Annotated in this window: 16 protein-coding genes and 1 pseudogene; 12 read left to right on the top strand and 5 right to left on the bottom strand. The window is 59.3% G+C overall.

Annotated features, from left to right (window positions below; genetic code table 11):
• From UN63_RS11255 to fdhF, 4 genes and pseudogenes are all read left to right on the top strand, one after another.
• A pseudogene (locus UN63_RS11255) lies at positions 1-574 on the top strand (formaldehyde dehydrogenase, glutathione-independent); the annotation flags it as partial.
• A 143-nt stretch (positions 575-717) separates the two neighbouring features.
• On the top strand, positions 718-1,227 hold the full coding sequence (locus UN63_RS11250; RefSeq protein ID WP_104486845.1) for a formate dehydrogenase subunit gamma: 510 nt from the start codon (positions 718-720) through the stop codon (positions 1,225-1,227).
• Positions 1,227-2,774, top strand: coding sequence for a formate dehydrogenase beta subunit (locus UN63_RS11245; protein ID WP_104486844.1), 1,548 nt, complete (start codon positions 1,227-1,229; stop codon positions 2,772-2,774). The genes UN63_RS11250 and UN63_RS11245 overlap by 1 nt, the downstream gene beginning before the upstream one ends.
• Positions 2,775-2,777: 3 nt before the next feature.
• Positions 2,778-5,633, top strand: coding sequence for a formate dehydrogenase subunit alpha (gene fdhF, locus UN63_RS11240; protein WP_104486843.1), 2,856 nt, complete (start codon positions 2,778-2,780; stop codon positions 5,631-5,633).
• Between the two features lie 69 nt (positions 5,634-5,702).
• Here the strand turns inward: fdhF and UN63_RS11235 are convergent, their stop codons facing one another.
• Both UN63_RS11235 and UN63_RS11230 read right to left on the bottom strand, forming a co-directional pair.
• Complete coding sequence (locus UN63_RS11235; protein WP_104486842.1) at positions 5,703-5,975, bottom strand: hypothetical protein; 273 nt, start codon at positions 5,973-5,975, stop codon at positions 5,703-5,705.
• Positions 5,976-6,054: 79 nt separating this feature from the next.
• Positions 6,055-6,867: a helix-turn-helix domain-containing protein gene (locus UN63_RS11230; protein ID WP_104486841.1), complete on the bottom strand. Its 813-nt coding sequence runs from the start codon at positions 6,865-6,867 to the stop codon at positions 6,055-6,057.
• Positions 6,868-7,057: 190 nt separating this feature from the next.
• On the opposite strand from UN63_RS11230, the gene UN63_RS11225 reads away from it, so the two are divergent.
• Complete coding sequence (locus UN63_RS11225; protein ID WP_104486840.1) at positions 7,058-8,455, top strand: aspartate ammonia-lyase; 1,398 nt, start codon at positions 7,058-7,060, stop codon at positions 8,453-8,455.
• Between the two features lie 185 nt (positions 8,456-8,640).
• Here UN63_RS11225 and cuyB read toward each other — a convergent pair whose 3' ends face one another.
• Positions 8,641-9,363, bottom strand: a complete 723-nt coding sequence (gene cuyB / locus UN63_RS11220; RefSeq protein WP_104486839.1) for a cysteate racemase — start codon at positions 9,361-9,363, stop codon at positions 8,641-8,643.
• Between the two features lie 271 nt (positions 9,364-9,634).
• Between cuyB and UN63_RS11215 the strand changes: the two genes are divergently transcribed.
• From UN63_RS11215 to UN63_RS11195, 5 genes are all read left to right on the top strand, one after another.
• Complete coding sequence (locus UN63_RS11215; protein ID WP_104486838.1) at positions 9,635-10,552, top strand: LysR substrate-binding domain-containing protein; 918 nt, start codon at positions 9,635-9,637, stop codon at positions 10,550-10,552.
• Positions 10,549-12,237: a transporter substrate-binding domain-containing protein gene (locus tag UN63_RS11210; RefSeq protein ID WP_229793464.1), complete on the top strand. Its 1,689-nt coding sequence runs from the start codon at positions 10,549-10,551 to the stop codon at positions 12,235-12,237. The genes UN63_RS11215 and UN63_RS11210 overlap by 4 nt, the downstream gene beginning before the upstream one ends.
• A complete protein-coding gene (locus UN63_RS11205; RefSeq protein WP_219821151.1) occupies positions 12,237-13,658 on the top strand; it encodes a sigma-54-dependent transcriptional regulator in 1,422 nt (473 codons plus the stop codon). The genes UN63_RS11210 and UN63_RS11205 overlap by 1 nt, the downstream gene beginning before the upstream one ends.
• 309 nt (positions 13,659-13,967) lie before the next feature.
• Positions 13,968-15,257, top strand: a complete 1,290-nt coding sequence (locus tag UN63_RS11200; protein WP_244905177.1) for a dicarboxylate/amino acid:cation symporter — start codon at positions 13,968-13,970, stop codon at positions 15,255-15,257.
• Between the two features lie 299 nt (positions 15,258-15,556).
• Positions 15,557-16,723, top strand: a complete 1,167-nt coding sequence (locus UN63_RS11195) for a BCCT family transporter (RefSeq protein WP_104486847.1) — start codon at positions 15,557-15,559, stop codon at positions 16,721-16,723.
• Positions 16,724-17,587: 864 nt separating this feature from the next.
• Here the strand turns inward: UN63_RS11195 and UN63_RS11190 are convergent.
• Entirely contained in the window at positions 17,588-18,694 is a 1,107-nt protein-coding gene (locus tag UN63_RS11190) for an FAD-binding oxidoreductase (protein ID WP_104486837.1), read from the bottom strand.
• Positions 18,695-18,988: 294 nt separating this feature from the next.
• Here UN63_RS11190 and UN63_RS11185 point away from each other — a divergent pair, with 294 nt between their 5' ends.
• Positions 18,989-20,263 (top strand): aromatic ring-hydroxylating oxygenase subunit alpha, encoded by a 1,275-nt coding sequence (locus tag UN63_RS11185; RefSeq protein ID WP_104486836.1) that lies wholly within the window; start codon positions 18,989-18,991, stop codon positions 20,261-20,263.
• A gap of 36 nt (positions 20,264-20,299) precedes the next feature.
• On the opposite strand, the gene UN63_RS11180 is transcribed toward UN63_RS11185, so the two are convergent.
• The gene (locus tag UN63_RS11180; RefSeq protein WP_104486835.1) at positions 20,300-20,527 is read right to left on the bottom strand and encodes a hypothetical protein; all 228 of its coding nucleotides are present in this window, start codon (positions 20,525-20,527) and stop codon (positions 20,300-20,302) included.
• Between the two features lie 371 nt (positions 20,528-20,898).
• Between UN63_RS11180 and dctP the strand changes: the two genes are divergently transcribed.
• On the top strand, positions 20,899-21,906 hold the full coding sequence (gene dctP, locus UN63_RS11175; RefSeq protein ID WP_104486834.1) for a TRAP transporter substrate-binding protein DctP: 1,008 nt from the start codon (positions 20,899-20,901) through the stop codon (positions 21,904-21,906).
• Positions 21,907-21,952: the final 46 nt, after the last annotated feature.

Genomic DNA, 21,952 nt, shown 5'->3' with positions numbered 1-21,952 from the left:
GTTGCTGGGCGCGGCCTGCGTCATCGTCGGCGACATGATCCCGGACCGTCTGGCCCAGGCCCGCAGCTTCGGTTGCGAGACCATCGATCTGCGTGAAGAAGGGTCGATGGAAGACAAGATTGAACAGATACTGGGCGAGCGTGAAGTCGATGCCTTCGTCGACTGTGTCGGCTTTGAAGCGCACGGTTGCGGCTGTGACCATGGCAAGGAGCAACCGGCTACCGTGCTGAACTCGGCCATGGCCCTGACCCGTGCCGGCGGCCAGATTGGTATTCCCGGCTTGTATGTCACCGAAGATCCGGGTGCCGTGGACGAGGCCGCCAGACAGGGTGCCCTGAGCATGCGATTCGGCCTGGGCTGGGCCAAGTCCCATTCGTTTCACACAGGTCAGTGCCCGGTAATGAAATATCACAGGCCACTGATGCAGGCGATTCTGTTCGACAAGGTGAAGATCGCCGATGCGGTGAACGTGCAGGTCATCAGCCTGGATCAGGCCGCTCAGGGGTATGCCGAATTTGACGGCGGAGTAGCGAAGAAATTTGTGATCGACCCCCATGGAATGGTTCCGGCGTAAAGGATAGGGTTGACCGGTGCATGCCTTCCATCTTGCGGTGGAGGGCATGTTTTGCATCCGGCCAGGAGCGGCCGACAAGACAGTACTGTTCATGGCGGTTGATACAGACAAGCCGGCATGACCGTTTTTACAAGGTTGATGATATGGATGAGACTCAAGCAGGCGTTCTTGACAGTATCGAAGAGCTTGAAACCATCGAACAAATAGTGACTTCGATAAAACACAAACCCGGCGCGCTGTTGCCCATCCTGCATCGTATCCAGGACCAGTTCGGCTATATACCCGATGCCGCCATCCCGGTGATGGCCACTCATTTACGTTGCACCGCGGCCGATGTGCACGGTGTGATCAGTTTCTATCATTATTTCCGCAGCCAGAAACCGGGCCGGCATGTCATCGAGGTCTGCCGGGCCGAGGCCTGTCAGGCCCAGGGCAGTCGCGAGTTTGAACGCCATGTGCGGGAAAAGCTGGGCATCGACTTCGACCAGACCACCCCGAACCAGGACATCAGTCTGAAGGCGGTCTATTGCCTGGGCAACTGCGCCACCGGTCCCTCCATTAGAGTGGGGGACAAGATCAAGGGGCGCATGAGCCCGGCCAAGTTCGATCGGCTGGTGGATGAGCTGACCACCTTCAAACTGGAGCTGAAATAATGACGCTGCGAGTTTATGTTCCCTATGAAACCACGGCCCTGTCGCTGGGCGCCGACGAGGTAGCGACCCTGATCCGGCGCGAGGCTGAACGGCGTGGCCTGGATATCGAGCTGGTCCGTAACGGCTCCCGAGGCCTGTTCTGGCTGGAGCCGCTGGTGGAGATAGCCACCGATGAAGGGCGCTATGCCTTCGGTCCGGTCGAGCTGGACGACGTCGCCTCCCTGTTCGACGCCGGCTTCGAGCGCGGTGCCGTCGAGCACCCACGGGCCCTGGGCCTGACCGAAGAAATTCCCTATCTGAAAAAGCAGCAGCGGGTCACCTTCTCCCGTATCGGCATCACGGACCCGGTGTCGCTGAACGACTATCGCGCGCTGGATGGCTTCAAGGGTCTGGACAAGGCGATAACCCGTTCCAGCCAGCAGCTGGTCGACAGCGTGAAAGCCTCCGGTCTGCGCGGCCGGGGCGGGGCGGCGTTTCCCACCGGTATCAAGTGGCAGACGGTGCTGGACACCCCGGCCGAGCAGAAATACATCGTCTGTAATGCGGACGAGGGCGACTCGGGCACCTTTGCCGACCGTATGGTGATGGAATGCGACCCCTACATGCTGATCGAGGGCATGATCATCGGCGGCCTGGCGGTGGGCGCCACCCAGGGTTACATCTACCTGCGGGAAGAATACCCGCTGGCCCATGAGCTGTTGAACCAGGCGATCGAGCGGGCCTATGCCGCCGGTATTCTGGGCGCCGATGTTGTCGGCAGTGGCCGCCGCTTCGAGCTGGAAGTGCGGCTCGGCGCCGGCGCCTACATCTGCGGTGAAGAAACCTCGCTGCTGGAAAGCCTGGAAGGCAAGCGCGGCATGGTTCGCGCCAAGCCACCGTTGCCGGCCATTGTCGGTCTGTTCGGTCAGCCCACAGTGGTCAACAACGTGCTGACCTTCGCTGCCATTCCCGCCATTCTCAGCGAGGGTGCCGACTATTATGCCAATTACGGCTATGAACGCTCCAAGGGCACCTTGCCGTTCCAGCTGGCCGGTAACCTCAAACAGGGCGGCCTGGTGGAGCTGGCGTTTGGCCAGAGCCTGCGTGACCTGATTTATGAATTCGGCGGCGGCACCCGCAGCGGCCGACCGGTACGTGCGGTGCAGGTGGGCGGCCCCCTGGGTGCCTATCTGGCACCGGAGCAGTTCGATGTGCTGCTGGATTACGAGTCCTTCACCAAAATCGGTGCCGTGCTCGGTCACGGCGGCGTGGTGGTGTTCGACGAAACGGTCAACATGGCCGAACAGGCCCGGTTCTCGATGGCGTTCTGTGTCGAGGAGTCCTGCGGCAAGTGTACTCCCTGCCGGATAGGCTCGGTGCGCGGCGTCGAGGTGATCGACAGGATCATCGCCAACGACAACAGGGCCGCCAATATCGAATTGCTGGAAGACCTGTGCGACACCATGATCCAGGGCTCTCTGTGTGCCATGGGCGGTATGACGCCGTTCCCGGTAAAGAGCGCACTCCAGTATTTTCCCGAAGATTTCAACGACTCGAAGGGGGCGTAAAAGATGGTTGAACATTTTTATCCCGAGAAGGATTACGGGACGCCGGCCCGGCTGTCGGAAAACCTGATCACCCTGAACATAGACGGTGTCGAGGTCACTGTGCCCGAAGGCACTTCCGTGATGCACGCGGCGGCCAGAGCCGACATCAATATTCCCAAGCTGTGCGCCACCGACAACATGGAAGCCTTTGGCTCCTGTCGGCTGTGCACGGTAGAAATAGAAGGGCGGCGTGGTTATCCCGCCTCCTGCACCACGCCGGTCGAGCCGGGCATGGTGGTACGCAGCCAGACCCAGGCGCTGGCCAAACTGCGCCGCAACGTGATGGAGCTGTATATCTCCGATCATCCCCTCGACTGCCTGACCTGCCCGGCCAACGGTGACTGCGAACTGCAGGACATGGCGGGCGCCGTGGGCCTGCGCGAGGTGCGCTACGGCTTCGACGGCGAGAACCACCTGGAGGCGGTCAAGGACGAGAGCAACCCCTATTTCAGCTTCGACCCCAGCAAGTGCATCGCCTGCTCCCGTTGTGTGCGGGCCTGTGGCGAGGTGCAGGGCACCTTCGCCCTGACCATCGAAGGCCGGGGCTTCGACTCCAAGGTCTCCACCGGCAAGAACACCAATTTCGTTGAATCGGACTGTGTGTCCTGCGGCGCCTGCGTGCAGGCTTGCCCGACTTCGACCCTGATGGAAAAGTCGGTGATCGATCATGGCCAGCCCGAGCACAGTGTGATCACCACCTGTGCCTACTGTGGTGTGGGCTGCTCGTTCAAGGCGGAGATGAAAGGCACTCAGGTGATCCGTATGACCCCCTGGAAGGGCGGCAGTGCCAACCATGGTCATTCCTGCGTCAAGGGTCGCTTCGCCTTCGGTTATGCCACCCACAAGGACCGGCTGACCAAGCCGATGATCCGGGCGTCCATCGACGAGCCCTGGAACGAGGTCAGCTGGGAGGAGGCGATCGACTTTGCCGCCCGCCGGCTGCGCGAGGTGCAGGACAAGCATGGCCGCAAGAGTGTGGGCGGTATTACCTCGTCCCGCTGTACCAACGAAGAAACCTACCTGGTGCAGAAGCTGATCCGCGCGGCGCTGGGCAACAACAACACCGACACCTGTGCCCGGGTCTGCCACAGCCCTACAGGCTATGGCCTCAAGATGACCCTGGGCGAGTCGGCGGGCACCCAGGACTTCGACTCCGTGATGGAAGCCGACTGCATCATGGTGATCGGCGCCAACCCGACCGATGCCCACCCGGTGTTCGGCTCCATGATGCGCAAACGTCTGCGCGAAGGCGCCAGCCTGATCGTGGCCGACCCCCGTGAGATTGATTTGCTGGACACGCCTCATGCGGGGGAGGGCATTCACCTGCCGATCCGCCCGGGAACCAACGTGGCCCTGATCAATGCCCTGGCTCATGTGGTGGTTACCGAAGGGCTGGAAGACGAAGCCTTCGTAGCCGAGCGCTGTGATCCGGAAGATTACCGCGCCTGGCGCGCCTTTGTTGCCGAAGATCGTCATGCTCCCGAGCAGATGGCGGACGTGATTGGCGTGCCGGCCGAGACCCTTCGCCGGGCCGCGCGCCAGTATGCCACCGCCGGCAACGGCGCCATCTATTATGGCCTGGGTGTCACCGAGCACAGCCAGGGCTCGACCATGGTAATGGGCATCGCCAACCTGGCCATGGCCACCGGCAACATCGGCCGGCCCGGAGTCGGGGTCAACCCGTTGCGGGGCCAGAACAACGTGCAGGGCTCCTGCGATATGGGCTCTTTCCCCCACGAGCTGCCCGGCTATCAGCCGGTCAACAACGATCAGATCCGCAACCGGTTCGAGGCAGCCTGGGGCGTCAGCCTGGACGCCGAGCCCGGGCTGCGTATTCCGCACATGTTCGATGCCGCCATCAACGGTGAATTCAAGGCCATGTATGTGCAGGGGGAGGACATCGCCCAGTCGGATCCCAACACCCATCATGTGGAGGCGGCGCTGCGCTCGCTGGAGCTGCTTATCGTACAGGATCTCTTCCTCAACGAGACTGCCAAGTTCGCCCATGTGATCCTGCCGGGCTCCACCTTCCTGGAGAAGAACGGCACCTTCACCAACGCCGAGCGCCGCATCAACCGGGTGCGCAAGGTGATGCCGCCGCTGGCGGGCAAGGAAGACTGGGAAGTCACCATGGAGCTGGCCAATGCCCTCGGCTACCCCATGCATTACGATCATCCTTCCGAGATCATGGATGAAATCGCCAGCCTGACGCCTTCGTTCACCAACGTCAGCTTCGACAAGCTGGAAGAGCTGGGCAGCATACAGTGGCCCTGTAACGACGAGCATCCCGACGGCATGCCCATCATGCACGGCGACAGCTTCCCCATCGGCCTGGGGCGCATGGTGGTGACCGAATTCATTCCCACCACAGAGAAGGTGTCGGAAAGCTATCCGTTGCTGCTGACCACGGGGCGTATCCTCAGTCAGTACAACGTGGGCGCCCAGACCCGGCGCACCGACAACAACGTCTGGCACAGCGAGGACGTGCTGGAAATCCACCCGCATGACGCCCAGTTGCGGCAGATAGCGGACGGCCAGCCGGTGACCATCGCCAGCCGCACCGGCAATACGGTGCTGAAGGCCAGGTTGAGCAAGCGCATGCAGCCGGGGGTGGTGTATACCACTTTCCACTTCCCGCACAGCGGTGCCAACGTGATCACCACCGACAATTCCGACTGGGCCACCAACTGCCCGGAATACAAGGTAACGGCGGTGCAGGTCAGCGGCACCAGTGACCAGATCCTCTCGGACTGGCAGCGCAGTTTCGAAGCCTTCACCGAAAAGCAGCTGACCTACGCGGGGCAGGGGCAGTCTGAGTAGGGAGAATGAAACAAAAACGCCGGCGAAAGCCGGCGTTTTTTATGATGAACCATTCTGAAAGCAGTAACATTAATACGTGATATCGATGCCGTGACGTATGTATGCAGGCACCTTAATAATATCTTCGGGGCTTGAGACAGAAAATGAAGGCCCGGCATCAGGCTGCTCGCTTTTGACGACGGCGGTCAGCTCATCAAAACTGACCCCAAAAATGCGCGCTGCCTTCATCAATCCATTGATGAACTGTTTCTTCTCCTGCTTTTCCTGAATATCCTCAGAGGGGATTTGACAATATTCCTGAAACTCGACGCTCAGGTAACCCAGAAATTCGGTCTTTTGCATATAAAACTCCATTGTAAGCTGTGTTATATCAATCACATTGAAAACACCGGGCCGCTGGCATGCCGACCCATACTGTCCGTCAGAAAGAATGCCTGGCCCGAAAGTGGTGTTCATGGGGAGCCATGTCGTTGCCGATGGCGTTGAGAATGGTGCCGGAGATCTGGCCGCTGTCGGCGTCAAAGGTGCTGCACAGCGAGAGGGTGCGGCGAATGTCCACCTGCCGGCCCAGATATTCCAGCACCACCCGGGTGCAGCTGGGAATGCGCTCGCCGCTGGCGGAGGCGCCCAGACGCAGGCCGCTAATCCGGCCCACGCGGCTTTTAAAGGTGGGGATCAATATGGTCTGGGTGATCTGGTTGCCGGTGAGCGATTCATAATCCACCAGAAAAATGCGGTCCGACAGCAGGTGGGCCATGCCCAGATACTTGCTGTGATATACCCGTTCTCCCGGAGCCTGCTGCAGGCGTTCGGTGCGCTGGTAATACACCCCGTTGCCCCGGCGTTCCAGGCACAGCAGGTTGCGCAATATCTTGCCCGGAAAGGCCATGGAATAGTGATATTCAAAGTAATAGCCCAGATACTTTTCCAGCCCCTGGGAGTTGGCCTGCAGCAGGTTCATGTGCTCGGTTTCAGGGTATGCCTCTTCTGCTATCTGCGGCTTGGGCCGCACCTGGATCAGCAGCTCGAATTGGCTGTGGGGCATCAGTATTTCATGCTCTTCCACCCCGAAGAAGTCACACAGCCGGCGCAGGCAGTGGGCAGAGGGCTTGTAGCGGCCGCTCAGGTAGCGGTTGAACTGGGGGCGGTTGATCTTGAGCCGGCGACATACCTCGGCTACCGACTTGTAGTAGCTGCAGAGCAGACGCAGGTTTTTGGCAAAGTCTTGGTGCATAAAGGCTCCATGAAACTGGGGGTCAGTATACCGAACGTTGTTTTGCTGCAACAGGGTGCAACAGTCGCTTTATGATGTAGTTAGTGCGCCAGTCAGCATCAGGTTGAGACAGTGCGTCAAATTTTAAGTACGCGCGTGAATTGCTGTAATAGGGCTCTGAACAGCACAACTCCCACAGAGCAGGTAACCAATGCAAACACGTATCGAAAAGGATTTACTGGGTGAACAGCCGGTGCCGGAGCAGGCCTGGTACGGCATTCAAACCCAGCGGGCGCAGCAGAACTTCACCATTACCGGCGTGCCCATCAGCCACTTTCCCGAGCTGATCAACGCCCTGGCCATGGTCAAGGCCGCCGCCGCGCGGGCCAACCGGGATTTGGGCCAGCTGGAGCCCCACAAGGCCGAAGCCATCAATGCCTCCTGCGCCGACATCATGAACGGTGCCCTGCACGATCAGTTTGTGGTGGACCTTATTCAGGGCGGGGCGGGCACCTCCACCAACATGAATGCCAACGAAGTCATCGCCAACCTGGCGCTGACCAAGCTGGGCCATGCCCGTGGCGAATACAAGCAGCTGCACCCCAACAACGACGTGAACCGCTCCCAGTCCACCAACGACGCCTATCCCACGGCGGCCCGGCTGGCCATTGTGTTTGCCGCCCAGCCCCTCAAGCAGGCCATTGCGGGGCTGCAGCAGAGCCTGGCGGCCAAGGCCGGGGAGTTTGCCCACATTCTCAAAATGGGCCGCACCCAGCTGCAGGACGCCGTGCCCATGACACTGGGTCAGGAGTTCGAGGCCTTTGCCGTCAACCTGGGGGAAGAAGAGGCCCGCATCGACGACGCCTGCCGGCTGCTATGCGAGGTGAACCTGGGCGGTACCGCCATTGGCACCGGCATTAACGCCCATCCCGACTACGCGGCGCTGGCGGTAAACCATCTGGCCGAAGTGTCCGGTCAGCCGGTGAGCCTGGCCCACAACCTGGTGGAAGCCACCTCCGACATGGGCGCCTTTGTGACCTTCTCCAGCGTGCTCAAGCGGCTGGCGGTGAAGCTGTCCAAGCTCAGCAACGATCTGCGTCTGCTGTCCAGCGGCCCGCGCACCGGCCTTGGCGAAATTCAGCTGCCCGCCATGCAGCCCGGCTCGTCCATCATGCCCGGCAAGGTGAACCCGGTGATCCCCGAGGCGATGAACCAGACTGCCTTTCAGGTCATTGGTGCCGATATGGCGGTTACCCTGGCGGCCGAAGCCGGCCAGCTGCAGCTGAACGCCATGGAGCCGCTGATCATCTATAACCTGCTCAACTCCAGCCGTATGCTGGGCGAGGCCATTCGCATGCTGGATACCCGCTGTGTGCGCGGCATCATGGCCAACGAGGCCCAGTGTGCCGCCCACCTGCACAACAGCATCGGCATCATCACCGCCCTGGTGCCCCATATCGGTTACGACAATGCCAGCCGCATCGCCAATCAGGCACTGATGAGCGGTGCCACCGTGGCCGAGCTGGTGCGCCAGGAGCAATTGCTCAGTGAAGAGCAGCTGGCGGCGGTGCTCAGCCCGGCATCCATGGTGGCGCCCTGCGTCGCCTGATGGTGTAAGCGATGCCCTGGCTGTTATACCAATCGGGTTCATCATGTGTTCAGGTCGTCATCCTGACGAAAGTCAGGATCTCGCGACAGGCAGATACCGGGTTAAGCCCGGTATGACAGTGAGTAAAACACGGCATTGTTATCAGACGTTGAGCACTTTTTGCCATCACCATGGCGGCGGTATTATTACGCCGCCACAGCCACAGCCACCGCCATTTGCCGATTGTGGTGCCACTGCACGCAGGCGGCTGCCAGGGCTTTGGTGGCGTCCATGCCAAGGCTCGCATGGGCCGAGCCAATGGTATCCAGCGCAAAGGGAATTTCGGTGCAGCCCAGAATCACCCGATCCACGCCCAGCTCCAGCATCTCGGCCATGCAGTCGTCCAGTAAACGGGCGCCCTGCTCAACGGAGCCGGACTTGACCAGATAGATGCCCTCCATCACCCGGCGCTGCAGCGTCGCTTCTGGGATGGTGAGGCGAATGCCAGACTCCGCCAGCTCCCTGGCATAAAAGCCGGCCTTCAGAGTGCCGTCGGTGGCCAGCAGGCCAACGGAGGTGACCTTTTCCTGTGCCAGCGCCTCGGCGCAGGCCCGGGCAATATGCAAAATGGGCACGCTGCTCGCCTTAGCCAGTGGCTCATACCAGTAATGAGCCGTGTTGCAGGGAATGGCAATGCAGCCGGCGCCGCCGCTGATCAGGGTGTTCAGCCCCTGCAGCAGGGCCTTGAGAGGGGACTCCTTGTTCTCCAGCAGGCAGGCGGTGCGATCGGGGATCTGGGGCACCGAGTGCACCAGCAGCGGCAGATGATCCTGATCCCGGGTGGCCGGGGTCTGGTTGATGATTTTGGTCACGAAGTCAACGGTGGCCAGCGGGCCCATGCCGCCGAGTATGCCGATAAGGGAACTCATAAGAATGTCTCCAGGCTGTTTTTTGCAGCCTAAAACAACCGGTCACGGCACCGATAATGCCGTTTGAGTACCCGCTATGCCCAGCCTGCATAACAGATGAAGAGGGTGCGTTATATCAATGAGATGGAGCAGTTATGCCGGTTCGTTATACCCGATACGGAGTTGGCATGGCGCAATATTGCCCAGAGAAACGATGCCGAATGATATAATGCGGCCCAAACCGGTCAGCAGATGACCGCGAGCAACGGATGGTTGAGCCAAGGGCGGGTGCATGAACATAGAAACAAAATGGCTGGAAGACTTTCTCTCCCTGGCTCATACCCAGAGCTTTTCCCGCTCCGCCCGGGAGCGGCACATGACTCAGCCTGCCTTCAGCCGGCGCATTCGGGCACTGGAAGCTGCCCTGGGCTGCGAGCTGGTAGACAGAACCAGTATGCCGGTGCAGCTCACCGATGAAGGGCGGCTGTTTCGCATTACCGCGCGCAACCTGGTCACTCAGCTGGCCGACAGCATCAGCCACCTGCGATCCATGAAGCAGCGCGGCGCCCACACCATCGACTTTGCCGTGTCTCACACCCTGTCGCTGTCCTTGTTTCCCGCTTTTCTGCAGTCGTTTCGTCAGGAGCTGGACGGGATCGGCACCCGTCAGTTGGTGGCCAATGTGGATGACAGCGTGCAGGCCCTGAAAAACGGTATTTGTGACTTTTTGCTGGCCTTTGAAGATTCCAGTCTGGCTTCGGAGCAGTTTCATCGCTTTGAGTTGCAAACAGAGCAACTGGTGCCGGTGTGCCGGGCAGACGAAGAAGGGCAGCCCATTTTCAACCTGGACTCACCCGACGGGGCCACCCTGCCTTATCTGGGCTACCCGGGGGAAATTTTCCTCGGCCGCTGCGTGGAGCGGCTGTTGCGCAGCCGACCGCGCACGGTCACACTGCGCCAGTCGTTTGAATCCCCCCTGGCCGACAGTCTGAAGGTGATGGCCATGCAGGGCATGGGCATTGCCTGGGTGCCGAGCTTTGCCATTCAGGAAGAACTGCGTCAGGGCTTTCTGGTGATTTGCGGCGGCGGCAGCTGGCGGCTGCCCCTCAATGTGTGCCTCTATCGCTGCAGCCGGCCCCTGTCCGACACCGCCGAAGCTTTCTGGCGGGTATGTGAGCAGAATTACGGCCGGTCGGAGCCGGAACAGTGAACCTGTTTATGGGGCCAGGCCTGCTGTCTGTTGCTCTGCTGTGGCTGCTGGCCCTGAGCGGCGCCATGGCGGCGGAGCCGCGCAATGACGGCATTATTCGCGTGGGCGGAGATCATGACTACCCTCCCTATGAGTTTCTCAATGAGGACGGCGAGGCTGACGGTTACAACGTGGAGCTGACCCGCGCCATAGCGGAAGTGATGGGCATGCAGGTCGACATTCGCCTGGGCGACTGGAACCGCATGCGCCAGGCCCTGGCCGATGGCGATCTGGATGCCCTGCAGGGCATGGTGTTTTCCAGCGAGCGGGCCGACAAATACGGGTTTTCGCCTTCCCACGCCATTGTGCACCAGTCCATTTTTGCCCGAAAAGGCGAGGGCGAGGCCCGGGAGCTGGCCGACCTGCGTGACAAGGAGGTGATTGTGCAACGGGGCGGCATTATGCACGACCACCTGTTGCACAACGACGTGGGCGCCAGGCTTGTGCTGGTGGATACCCATGCCATCGGGCTGCGTTTGCTGGCGTCGGGCAAGCACGACTATGCCTTGGTCGCCAACCTGCCGGGGCTGTATCTGGGCCGTGAGTTGGAGCTGTCCAACATAGTGCCGGTGGGTCAGCCCTTTCGACCCCAGCGCTATGGCTATGCGGTAGCCAAAGGCAACGAGGCACTGCTGGCGGGGTTCAGCGAAGGGCTGGCCATTCTCAAGAACACCGGCCGCCATCAGCAAATCTACGACAAGTGGCTGGGCCCGCTGGAGCAGGGCGGCTGGCCCTGGAAGAAAATCGGGCTGGCCGCCGCCCTGGTGTCGGCGGTGCTGCTGGTGGTGCTGGGCGGCATCGTGGTCTGGAACCGCATGCTGGCCCGTGAAGTGGCCCGGCGCAGTGAGGAGTTGGAACTGCAGCATCAGCAACTGATACAGGCCGACAAGATGTCTTCCCTGGGCATACTGGTGTCGGGGGTGGCCCACGAGATCAACAACCCCAGCAGCTTGCTGCTGCTGAATTTGCCGGTGCTGAAAGACGCCTTCGAGGATCTGGAAGAGCAATTGGAGACTCAATATCAGGAGCAGGGCGATTTTTACCTGGCCGGGTTGCCCTACAGCCGCATGCGCGAAGAGCTTCCCGCCATGCTGGACGACATGCAGGCCAGTGCCGGCCGCATTCGGCGCATTGTGGATGATCTGCGGGATTTTGCCCGCCAGGGGCCGGCCGAGCTGACCGAAGTTGTGGATCTCAACCAGCTGGTGGCCACCGTGATCCGTCTGGTCGACAATACCATTCGCAAGTCCAGCCAGCGGGTGGAGGTGCACTGCGAACCGGGGCTGCCCCGTTTCAGGGGTAATGCCCAGCGCATTGAGCAGGTGGTGATCAATCTTGTCGTCAATGCCTGTCAGGCCCTCACCAGCCCGGAGCAGGGCATATTCATTCGCACCGGGCATAGGGCCCAGAGCAACGAGCTGTACCTTGAAATTACCGATCAGGGCGAGGGCATCGAGCCCCACAACCTGTCCCGGCTGAAAGATCCGTTTTTTACCACCAAGCGCGAGCAGGGCGGCATAGGGCTGGGTTTGTCCGTGTCTGCCGGCATAGTGCAGGAGCATGGCGGCCGGCTGGAGTATGAGTCCGAGCCGGGCAGGGGAACCCGCGCCACCCTGACGCTTCCCGTGATCAAAGGAACCCCATAGTGATCAAGAGCAATTTCTATCCCGGTTTCGGCGTTCTGCTGGTGGATGATGAAGTCCCTTTTCTGCGCAGCCTCAGCATCGCTCTGGAGCGCCGGGGCGGTATTAATCATATTTACCGTTGTGAAGACAGCCGGGAGGTGATGGACATCATTGCCCGGGAGCCCATTGGTCTGGTGCTGCTGGACCTGACGATGCCCCATCTGTCGGGTGAAACTCTGCTGCAACGAATAGTAGAGGAATACCCCGAGATCGCCGTGATCATCGTCAGCGGCCTGAACCAGCTGGAAACGGCGGTGAACTGTATTCGTCTCGGGGCCTATGACTATTTCGTCAAGACCACGGAAGAAGACCGTCTGATCGGGGGCATTCGCCGGGCCATTGCCAGTCAGGAAATGCGACTGGAAAACCAGGAAATACGCCGGCGATTTCTTACCGATACCCTGGAGCGGCCCGAGGTGTTTGCCGGCATCATTACCCGGGACAAGGGCATGCGCTCGGTGTTTCAGTACCTGGAGGCAATTTCGACCAGCAGCCAGTCGGTGTTGATCTGTGGTGAGAGCGGGGTGGGCAAGGAGCTGATTGCCCATGCCATTCATACCCTGAGCAACCGCAACGGGCCCGTGGTCAGTGTGAACGTGGCAGGGCTGGACGACAATGTCTTTGCCGATACCCTGTTCGGCCATCACAAGGGTGCCTTTACCGGCGCCGACCGGGCGAGGGCCGGCATGATTGAGCAGGCGGCGGGCGGCACCTTGTTTCTGGACGAGATCGGTGATTTGAGCCAGAGCTCCCAGGTCAAGCTGCTACGGCTGCTCCAGGAAGGAGAGTATTACCCCCTCGGCAGTGACAGGCCCAAGCGCATTCGCGCCAGGGTGGTGGTGGCCACGCATCAGGACCTGGCCCGCAAGCAGCAGGAAGGCACTTTCCGCAAGGATCTCTACTACCGGCTGCGCACGCACCAGGTGGAGATTCCGCCGCTGCGCCAGCGCAAGGAAGACATTCCCCTGTTGCTGGAGCACTTTCTGGCCGAGGCGGCGGCGGAGCTGGGCAAAACGGTGCCCACCCTGCCCAGGGAGCTGCCGGTGCTGCTGGCCAATTATGCATTTCCCGGTAACGTGCGGGAGCTGCGGGCGCTGGCGTTTGACGCCATGAGCCGGCACAAGTCGAGAATGCTGTCGATGGAGGTGTTCCGTCAGGCCCTGGGCCAGCAGGATACGCCGCCGGTACAGGAAGGCGAGGTCGAGCCCGATCCCTTCAGCCAGATGCCGACCCTGCCCAGGCTGAATGAGGTGGGGGATCTGCTGGTGGCCGAAGCCATGCGCCGCGCCCTGGGTAACCAGTCACTCGCCGCCCGCCTGCTGGGCATTTCCCAGCCGGCGCTGAGCAAGAGGCTGAAAAAAGCCGCTGCCGACGACGCCTGAAACCCCTATAACCCGGGCGATAGGTTATAACCCGGGTTGAACCACCTATCTTTTTGATCAAACAGCACTTTATTACTTTATTGCGATCCCTTCCATAACCCTGGTTATACCCCTTCCGTTTTATTGCGTCTGCCGGGTTTTATTAAAAATTAATTAAAAAACAGTTACTTGATTGTTTTTTTAACCTGGCACGGCCCTTGCTTTTATGTTCCCAGGGATTGGCGAGTGAACGCCAGATACCGATGGTCCGGGCCGCGCCGAGTATGGCCGTGTCCGGCTGCATACCTCGACATCAGTAACAAGGAACAGATGATGGAACAGATGGAACAGACAGTAGTAGAGCAGGGCCGTACCGGCTTTTGGAGCGGGCTGGCGCTCTGGAAAAAGATTCTGGTGGGCATGGTTCTGGGCGTGATCACGGGCAGCGTGATGGGTCCGGACGCCGAGCTGTTAAAGCCGATTGGCACGCTCTTTATCAATGCGATCAAGATGCTGATCGTGCCGCTGGTATTCTGCTCTCTGGTGGTGGGCGTGACCTCCATGCAGGATACCCGAAAGATGGGGCGCATTGGCCTCAAGTCGGTGGTGCTCTATCTGGGCACCACGGCGGTGGCCATCAGCATTGGCCTGGCGCTGGCGCTGCTGTTCACTCCGGGTGCCGGCATGAACATGACCATCACCGATCCGGTGGCGGCGAAAGAAGCACCGTCCATGGTAGACACCCTGCTGGCGCTGATCCCGCAAAACCCCATTGGCGCCATGGCCGCGGGCAACATACTGCAGATTATCGTGTTTGCCCTGGGGCTCGGTATTGCCCTGACCTTGTGTGGCGAGAAGGCGCAGCCGGCCATTCGTCTGTTTGAAAGCCTGGCCGAGGGCATGTACAAGCTGACCGAGCTTATCATGAAGCTGGCTCCCTACGGCGTGTTCGGCCTCATGGCCTGGGTGGCGGGCAAATATGGCCTGGAGGTATTGCTGCCGCTGATCAAGGTGATTGCTCTGGTGTACGTGGGCTCGCTGATTCATGTGCTGGTGGTTTACAGCGGCATGATCGGCATGCTGGGTCGTCTCAATCCGGTTTGCTACCTGAAGGGGCTGATCAATCCGGCCGCCGTGGCCTACACCACCACCAGTAGCTCCGGCACCCTGCCGGCCACCATCAAGGCGGCCCGCGAGGAAATGGGCGTGTCTAAGGGCGTGTCCAGCTTTGTGCTGCCGCTGGGAGCGACCATCAACATGGACGGCACCGCCCTCTATCAGGGCATCTGTGCCGTGTTTGTGGCCCAGGCCTTTGGCGTTGATCTGGCTGCATCCGACTATATCCTGATCATCATGACCGCTACTCTGGGCTCAATTGGTACTGCCGGTGTGCCCGGTGCCGGCCTGATTATGCTGTCTTTGGTACTGACCACGGTGGGCCTGCCCCTGGAAGGTCTGGCCATTGTGGCCGGTATCGACCGTATCCTCGACATGGCCCGAACCAGCGTGAACGTGTGCGGTGATCTCATGGTCTCCGTACTGATCGGCAAGAGCGAAAACGAGCTGGACGAAACCGTTTATAACCGCGTCGTGCCGGCGGCCGACGCGCGCCGGGCTTAACCGGTTGCACACGGGGATGGCGGCAGACGCCGTCCCCATCCTATCCCCATCCTATCCCCATCCTATCCCCATTCCCTTATCGTACTCACCCTGGCCATCAGGCTGTAGTCACCCCCCCCTGTCGCGAACAGACATGACGAAGGTCGCAATGAGCACGTTTCGATTCTTTCCTGCTTCTACAGTTAGGTATTGATTGATCGTTCAATCAATTAACGATGGAGGCCAACAAGGAACAAGTGGATGGTTACCATGCCTGCGGGCATGTATTGATTGATGGAACCAACAAAAGAGGATTTTCCATGGAAATGGTGTTATCGGTTGCAATTATTTTTACCCTGCTGGCGTCGGCGGTGATACTGCTGCGCTACGGGAATCGTCGCTGCAAGGGCGATATGCCCACCTCCTTATTTACCTTTATCGCAATTCTGTTTACCTCCGGCCTGGACGTGGGCCTGATCATGTTTCCGCTGACCGAATTTCCGGTGTATGCCAGTGAAGCCGAATACGGCTTCGCCAATCCGCTGGCCATCGAGTTCGGTTTCTGGGGCTTTCTGGTGTGGGGCTTTTACTTCCTGACTACCTTTTACTTCGTGCTGATCGAGCCCAGGGTCCGGCTGTTCGAGCTGCCGCTGGTCAAGCTGATCAACAACCTGGTGATTATTGGTACCTGTGCCTTCACCGGCTTCCTGTTTCTCAGTTATCTGCCCAGCTACATCGAAGGCATAACGCCGGCCATGACCTACGGTCTGGTGGCGCTGGTGGTACTGGCGGCGGTGTGGTCGAGCTCGGACGTGCGTTATGTGAAAGTGCTGAGTGTGGCCTCGACCTGGCTGTTTATCGCCCTGATTGCCGCCATGTGGATGAATACCGGAGCGGGTGTACAGGGGCTGGGTAATACCGTGGCCGGTATCGGCGAGTACTTTACCAATATCCATCAGTTTGTGACGCCCATCAGCGATTACCATGCCTTTTATCTGTTCTGGTGGTTTTCCTGGAGCATCATGATCGGTCAGTTCGTGGCCCGGTTCTCTGGCGGACTCAAGGCCTGGCAGCTCTGTGTTTCCATGCTGGTGGTGCCCTCCATTCCCATCGCCATCTGGTTCTCCGTGCTGTATCTGCACTTCGAACAGGCTCTGGCCATCGGCGGCCTGCTGAACCTGGCGATGGTGGTGGTGGGCGTTATCTTCGTGATCAACTCCCTGGACTCGCTGATCCGTCTGTATACCACCAACCTGCGTATCGAGGCGGAAAAGCTGGGACCGGTGCGTTATGTGGCCTTTAACTGGACCCTGATGTTCGGCCTGGTGCTGTTGTTCCAGTTCACGCCGCTGAAGATAGAGTGGATAGGGCTGGTGGTGATTGGTCTCTATGCCCTGATCACCATGCTGCTCTGGCGCCGCCGCCGTCAGCTGGGTAACCTGGATCAGACGTCTTCTTCATTGAGCACCGCCGCTGATAAGGCTTAATAGCCACACTTCTCGCTATATTCCCATCTGAAGCAGGCCGCCGAATGGCGGCCTTTATCTTGCAGTAAAGCTACCTGGATTTTCTATCGTCAGTCCTGCGAGCTCTCTATGGTCGTTCCCGCGAAGGTGAACCCAGAACATGTGGCACTAAACCGTCAGACCGAGCGTCGTTTGCAGGGCGCACTGGACCTGGACCCCCGCCTTCGCGAGGGTGACGGCATCTTATACCAATCCCAGTAATGATTTGGTCATATTGAGGCCCCAGACCAGAGGCAACAGAGCCGCCTCCCTCGACACGCTACAGGGAATGACACTCACGATGTCCGCCAGCTGCGAACATTCACCGGATGTTCGGTCAGGCTGAAATCATTCGTCACGGCGAGACAAGCTCGCCCCCTCTAAGCTCGGACATGCCATCTGACCGCCAGGGATGGTGGGAATGCCGAAACGGCAGGAGCATTTTTCGGCCATGGCATGTCACGGTCGTGGGAGCCTTCTCTGTTGCCTCTTCTGGAATACCGAGTTGTCCGCAGACAGGCCAACAGGCGACTCTGTAGCATCAAGGAGGACAAAGGGATCTGCTCCACCGACCATCACATGACAGGGATGTCATGTGCTGAGCGTCACATGGATGTGCTTGAAGCGGGTCGGTGGAGCAGACCCTTTGTCCGACATTGATACAGAAATTAAATAGACCATTTGTTTAATGTGACCGGTATTAACCAGGGTATCGAGCCTGTAACCCACCGATCAGGGCCCATAAAAAAGCTGGCCTGGGCATACCGCCCAGGCCAGCAAAGTGGACCGACCTTCATTCACTCACATTCAAACTCAAATTCAACAACTCAAGATGCCCGCCTGAGGTCAGAACGCCACTTCCACATTGCCCTGGGGCACGCTGCAGCAGCTCAGTACATAACCGTCGGCGATGTCTTCATCCGTGATGCCGCCATTGTGGTCCATGGTGACTTCGCCTTTCACCACCTGCACCTTGCAGGTGCCGCAGATACCCATGCCGCAGGCCTTGGGAATGTGCAGGCCCACCTGGGCCGCGGCGCTGTGCAGCGTTTCGCCCGGCATTATCTCTACCTGCAGATCGCTGTCCTGGAAAGACACCGTCAGCCGGTCTTCGGTACGCTCCAGCTCTTCGGCGAGCTCGACCGCATCGCGGGCCTGCTCTTCGACATCTTCGGCCACGTCCACCGGAGTCGCGCCGAAGCTTTCCTCGTGGTAGTGCTCCATCGGGAAACCGCTGTTCTGGAGCAGGGTACGCACCGCCCGCATATAGGGGTTGGGGCCACAGCAGAAGATTTCCCGCTCCATGAAGTCCGGGGCAATCAGGGCTAGCATGGAACCGTTCAGGTAGCCTTTGAAGCCACTCCAGGTTTCGCCGATGTCGGTGCGCTCGCAGATCAGGCTGAGGTGGATATTGTTCAGCCGCGAGTCCATGTGCTGCAGCTCCCGGTAGAACACCAGATCCTTGGGCGTGCGGGCACTGTGCACGAAGTGGATGTCCACGTCGGCATTGGTGTCGAACCACCAGCGGGCCATGGACATCACCGGTGTGATACCGACGCCACCGGAGAGCAGCAGCACCTTGTCATTGGGGAAGTCGATACAGTTGAAGTTGCCGACCGGACCATGCACCGCCAGGGCGTCCCCTTCGTTCAGGTTGTCGTGCAGCCAGTTGGACACCTCGCCGCCGGGTACCCGCTTGACGGTAATGGAGAAGCTGTAGGGCACGGAAGGAGAAGAGGCGATGGTGTAGCTGCGCATCACCGTTTGTCCTTCTATTTCCAGCTCCAGGGTAACGAACTGCCCGGGCTTGAAGAAGAACAGCAGGGGGCTTTCTGCGGTAAAGCAGAAGGTCCTGACGTCCCAGGTTTCCTGTATGACCCGGACGCACCGTACCGGATGGCGCCCGTTGCTCCATGTCTGGGTATTGATGGGTGAGATAAAATCCTGATTCATCGCTGTTCTCCGTCTGGGCTTCGCCTGATTATCCTTATGCCCGCATTTTTGTGCACTTTGGCCGTTGCCGATTGTCCAGAAACGACATGCAGATACCTGCCAGCCCCGTTTTTGTTTATGAGCAGGCGGATATTGGGCGGAGCAGGGGCAGGGAGGTCGGAAATCATCTGTAGCCGGGTCGTTTTCAGACAACCACAAGATGATGACCTTGGTGAGAATGGGGCTAACGGTGGGGTTCCCGCTTTGGTGGCAGGGACACACGGCTCAATATCAACAGCAAAGGAAGCAGCAAACATGGAGCAAATCAACACCGCATTGTTAGGCACAGCCCCCGGCCTGGGTGATGCAGTGCAGATGTTGCAGCAGCGTCGTCCCGGCTATTCACTCCCCCAGGCGTTTTATAACAGCCCCGACGTCTTTGCCGCCGACATGGAGCAGATCTATTGCAAGGAATGGCTTTTTGTCGGCCTGACCTGCGAGATCCCCACAGTGGGTAATTTCATGACTCTGGAGGTGGGTGAAAACCCCATTACCATAGTGCGCAACAAGCAGGGGGTTCAGGCGTTTCATAACGTCTGCCGCCACCGGGGTTCGCGCCTCTGTACTCATAAAAAAGGCAAGGTGGCCAAGCTGGTCTGCCCTTACCACCAGTGGACCTACGAACTGGACGGCAACCTTATCTATGCCGGCAATGACATGGGAGAGAGCTTCAACAAGGCCGACTTTCCGCTGAAGCAGGTGCATACCAGGACCGCCGGCGGTTATATCTTCATCAGCCTGGCCGACAACCCGCCCGAGATAGATGACTTTCTGGCGGAGCTGGAGCGTTACCTCGAACCCTACGATCTGGAAAACGCCAAGGTGGCGGTGCAGTCCGAAATCGTCGAGGATGCCAACTGGAAGCTGGTGATCGAGAATAATCGCGAGTGTTACCACTGCAACGGCTCTCATCCCGAGTTGCTCAATACCCTGCTGGAATTTGACGACACCACGGATCCCCGGGCCACCGACAGCTTCAAGGCTCATGTGGCGCGTATGGGAGAGCAGTGGGATGCGGAGAACATTCCCCATCACCATGTGTCGTTCGGCCTGCGCAACCGCATGGTGCGGATGCCGCTGGCCGAAGGCAAGGTGGCCATGACCATAGACGGCAGCCATGCCTGCGAGAAGACCCTGGGTCGGGTCAAAAACCGGGAGCTGGGCTCACTGCGCATCCTGCATCTGCCCAATTCCTGGAACCATGGTCAGAGCGATCACCTGGTTACCTTCCAGGTGGTGCCCATGGGCCCGCAGAAGACCAAGGTGATCACCAAGTGGGTGGTGCACAAGGATGCGGTGGAAGGCGTTGACTACGACGTGGAAAAACTGCGCCGGGTATGGGATGCCACCAATGCCCAGGACAGAACCCTGGCCGAAGAAAACCAGCGGGGCATTAATTCAGTGGCCTACGAACCGGGTCCTTATTCGCCCACCTATGAATTCGGAGTGGTGAACTTCATCGACTGGTATTCCGATACCTTTATCGACCACGCCACCGGTCAGACCCTGTCCGTCGAGTTGCCCGAATAAGGCTGACTCAAAGGGGGAGCCATCGGCTCCCCCTTGTCATTTCATGCTGGCGTCCAGCATAGCCTGTACCTCGGGATGCAACAGTTCCCTCTTGGCCAGCAGCGATGCCAGCCGTTCCTGCCATAACTCCTGCTCCGGACCTGACAGCGCCTCACTCAGCTGGTGACTGCACTCCACCAGTGACAGCTGCTTTGCCCCCTCAAGTCCCCATGCCTGCAGCTGGGCGCGAAAATCGTCCTGATCGATAAGCTCGGTAATCATCATGGTGCTGTCCTCCTCGGTTCATCAACGCTACAGCCTATGCAGTCGGTTTCCGCCCGGCAATAGCCCGCTGCCTGTCATGTCGTAATCAGGCAAGCTATTTGGGTCATGACGCAATTAAACCTGGTTTCGCCGGTTTTTTGTCGCTATCGGGACCATGAGATATTCACGAGCCTGTAGCATGGGCATAGCACCGCAACCAACGCAGCAGCCGAGACGGATGGTCTTCCGGAGAGTCTGTCCTGCTTGCTTGCGACCAGTACCGCTTTACCGTTTGCGAACTGCAAAAGGATTTGTACACCGTCTGCGTGTGCTCGCGCGCATTCGACTAATGCTGCACAACAAATGCCGCACAACAAAGGGAAGGTAACCAAGTGAAGACGATCGGACTCAATTTGAAAACCCTGCTGGCTTCCGCCATCACAGTCGCCTGCCTGGCCAGCACCAGTGCCCAGGCTCTTACCCTGAAACTGGCCACCGACTCCGGTACTCAAGGCTCGCCGGCCGGAGAAGCCCTGAAAAAATGGGGAGAGCTGATCGAGCAGAAATCCGGCGGCGAGATCGAAACCCGCATCTATTATCAGAACGAACTGGGTGGCCAGCAGGAGGTATTCGACCTGCATGTGGCCGGCGACGTAGACGTGATGCTGAACTGGCCGATGACCTCCTACGACAAGCGTATTGGCGTGATCTACACCCCCTACATGACCCTGTCCTGGAAGGAAGCGCTTGAGGCCTACAGCCCGGGTGGCTGGGTCAACAACTTGCTCGGTGGTGTTTATCAGGATATCGGCCTGAAGTTCTTCGGACCCTGGCCGGAAGGGTTCAACGGTGTGGGAACGCGTGGCAAGTATGCGCTGAATATCGCCGACGCGGACGGCCTCAAGGTGCGTACCATGACCGTATATCCGGCACCCCAGACAATGCAGGCGCTGGGCTACCAGACCGCTGCCATCGACTGGGGCGAAGTCTACACAGCGCTGCAGACCGGCGTTGTTGATGGTGAGGCCGGCAACGTGATTTACTGGGATTACGAGTACTTTCGTGATTCCCTCGACTATTACGTGCAGACCAAACACTTTTTCATGACCGGCATCTTGTCGATGAACCAGGAAGTCTGGGAAGACATGACCGAAGCGCAGCAGCAGGTCGTCAGCGAAGCGGCGATCGAAATCATGAACGAGCAGTTCAAGGCCGCTAAGGAACAGGATGAGTACTACATCAAAAAGGCTCAGGAGGCCGGCATCAAGTATTTCGAGCCCAGCGACGAGCAGCTCCGCGAATTTGCCCAAGCCGCCCGTGAGCAGGTCTGGCCAAAGATGGACAAGGAAGTCGGTTCCGAGATCATGGACACCATTCGCAATAACGCCTCTCCGCTCTAACCGGACAGGCACACCGTTTCAATATGATCGGCCCGCGTTGCGGGTC

This window comes from Oceanisphaera arctica (assembly GCF_002936955.1).
Classification (GTDB): domain Bacteria; phylum Pseudomonadota; class Gammaproteobacteria; order Enterobacterales; family Aeromonadaceae; genus Oceanimonas; species Oceanimonas arctica.
The sequence above is the reverse complement of the archived record's forward strand: the minus strand, read 5'-3'. Positions and strand labels throughout refer to the sequence as shown.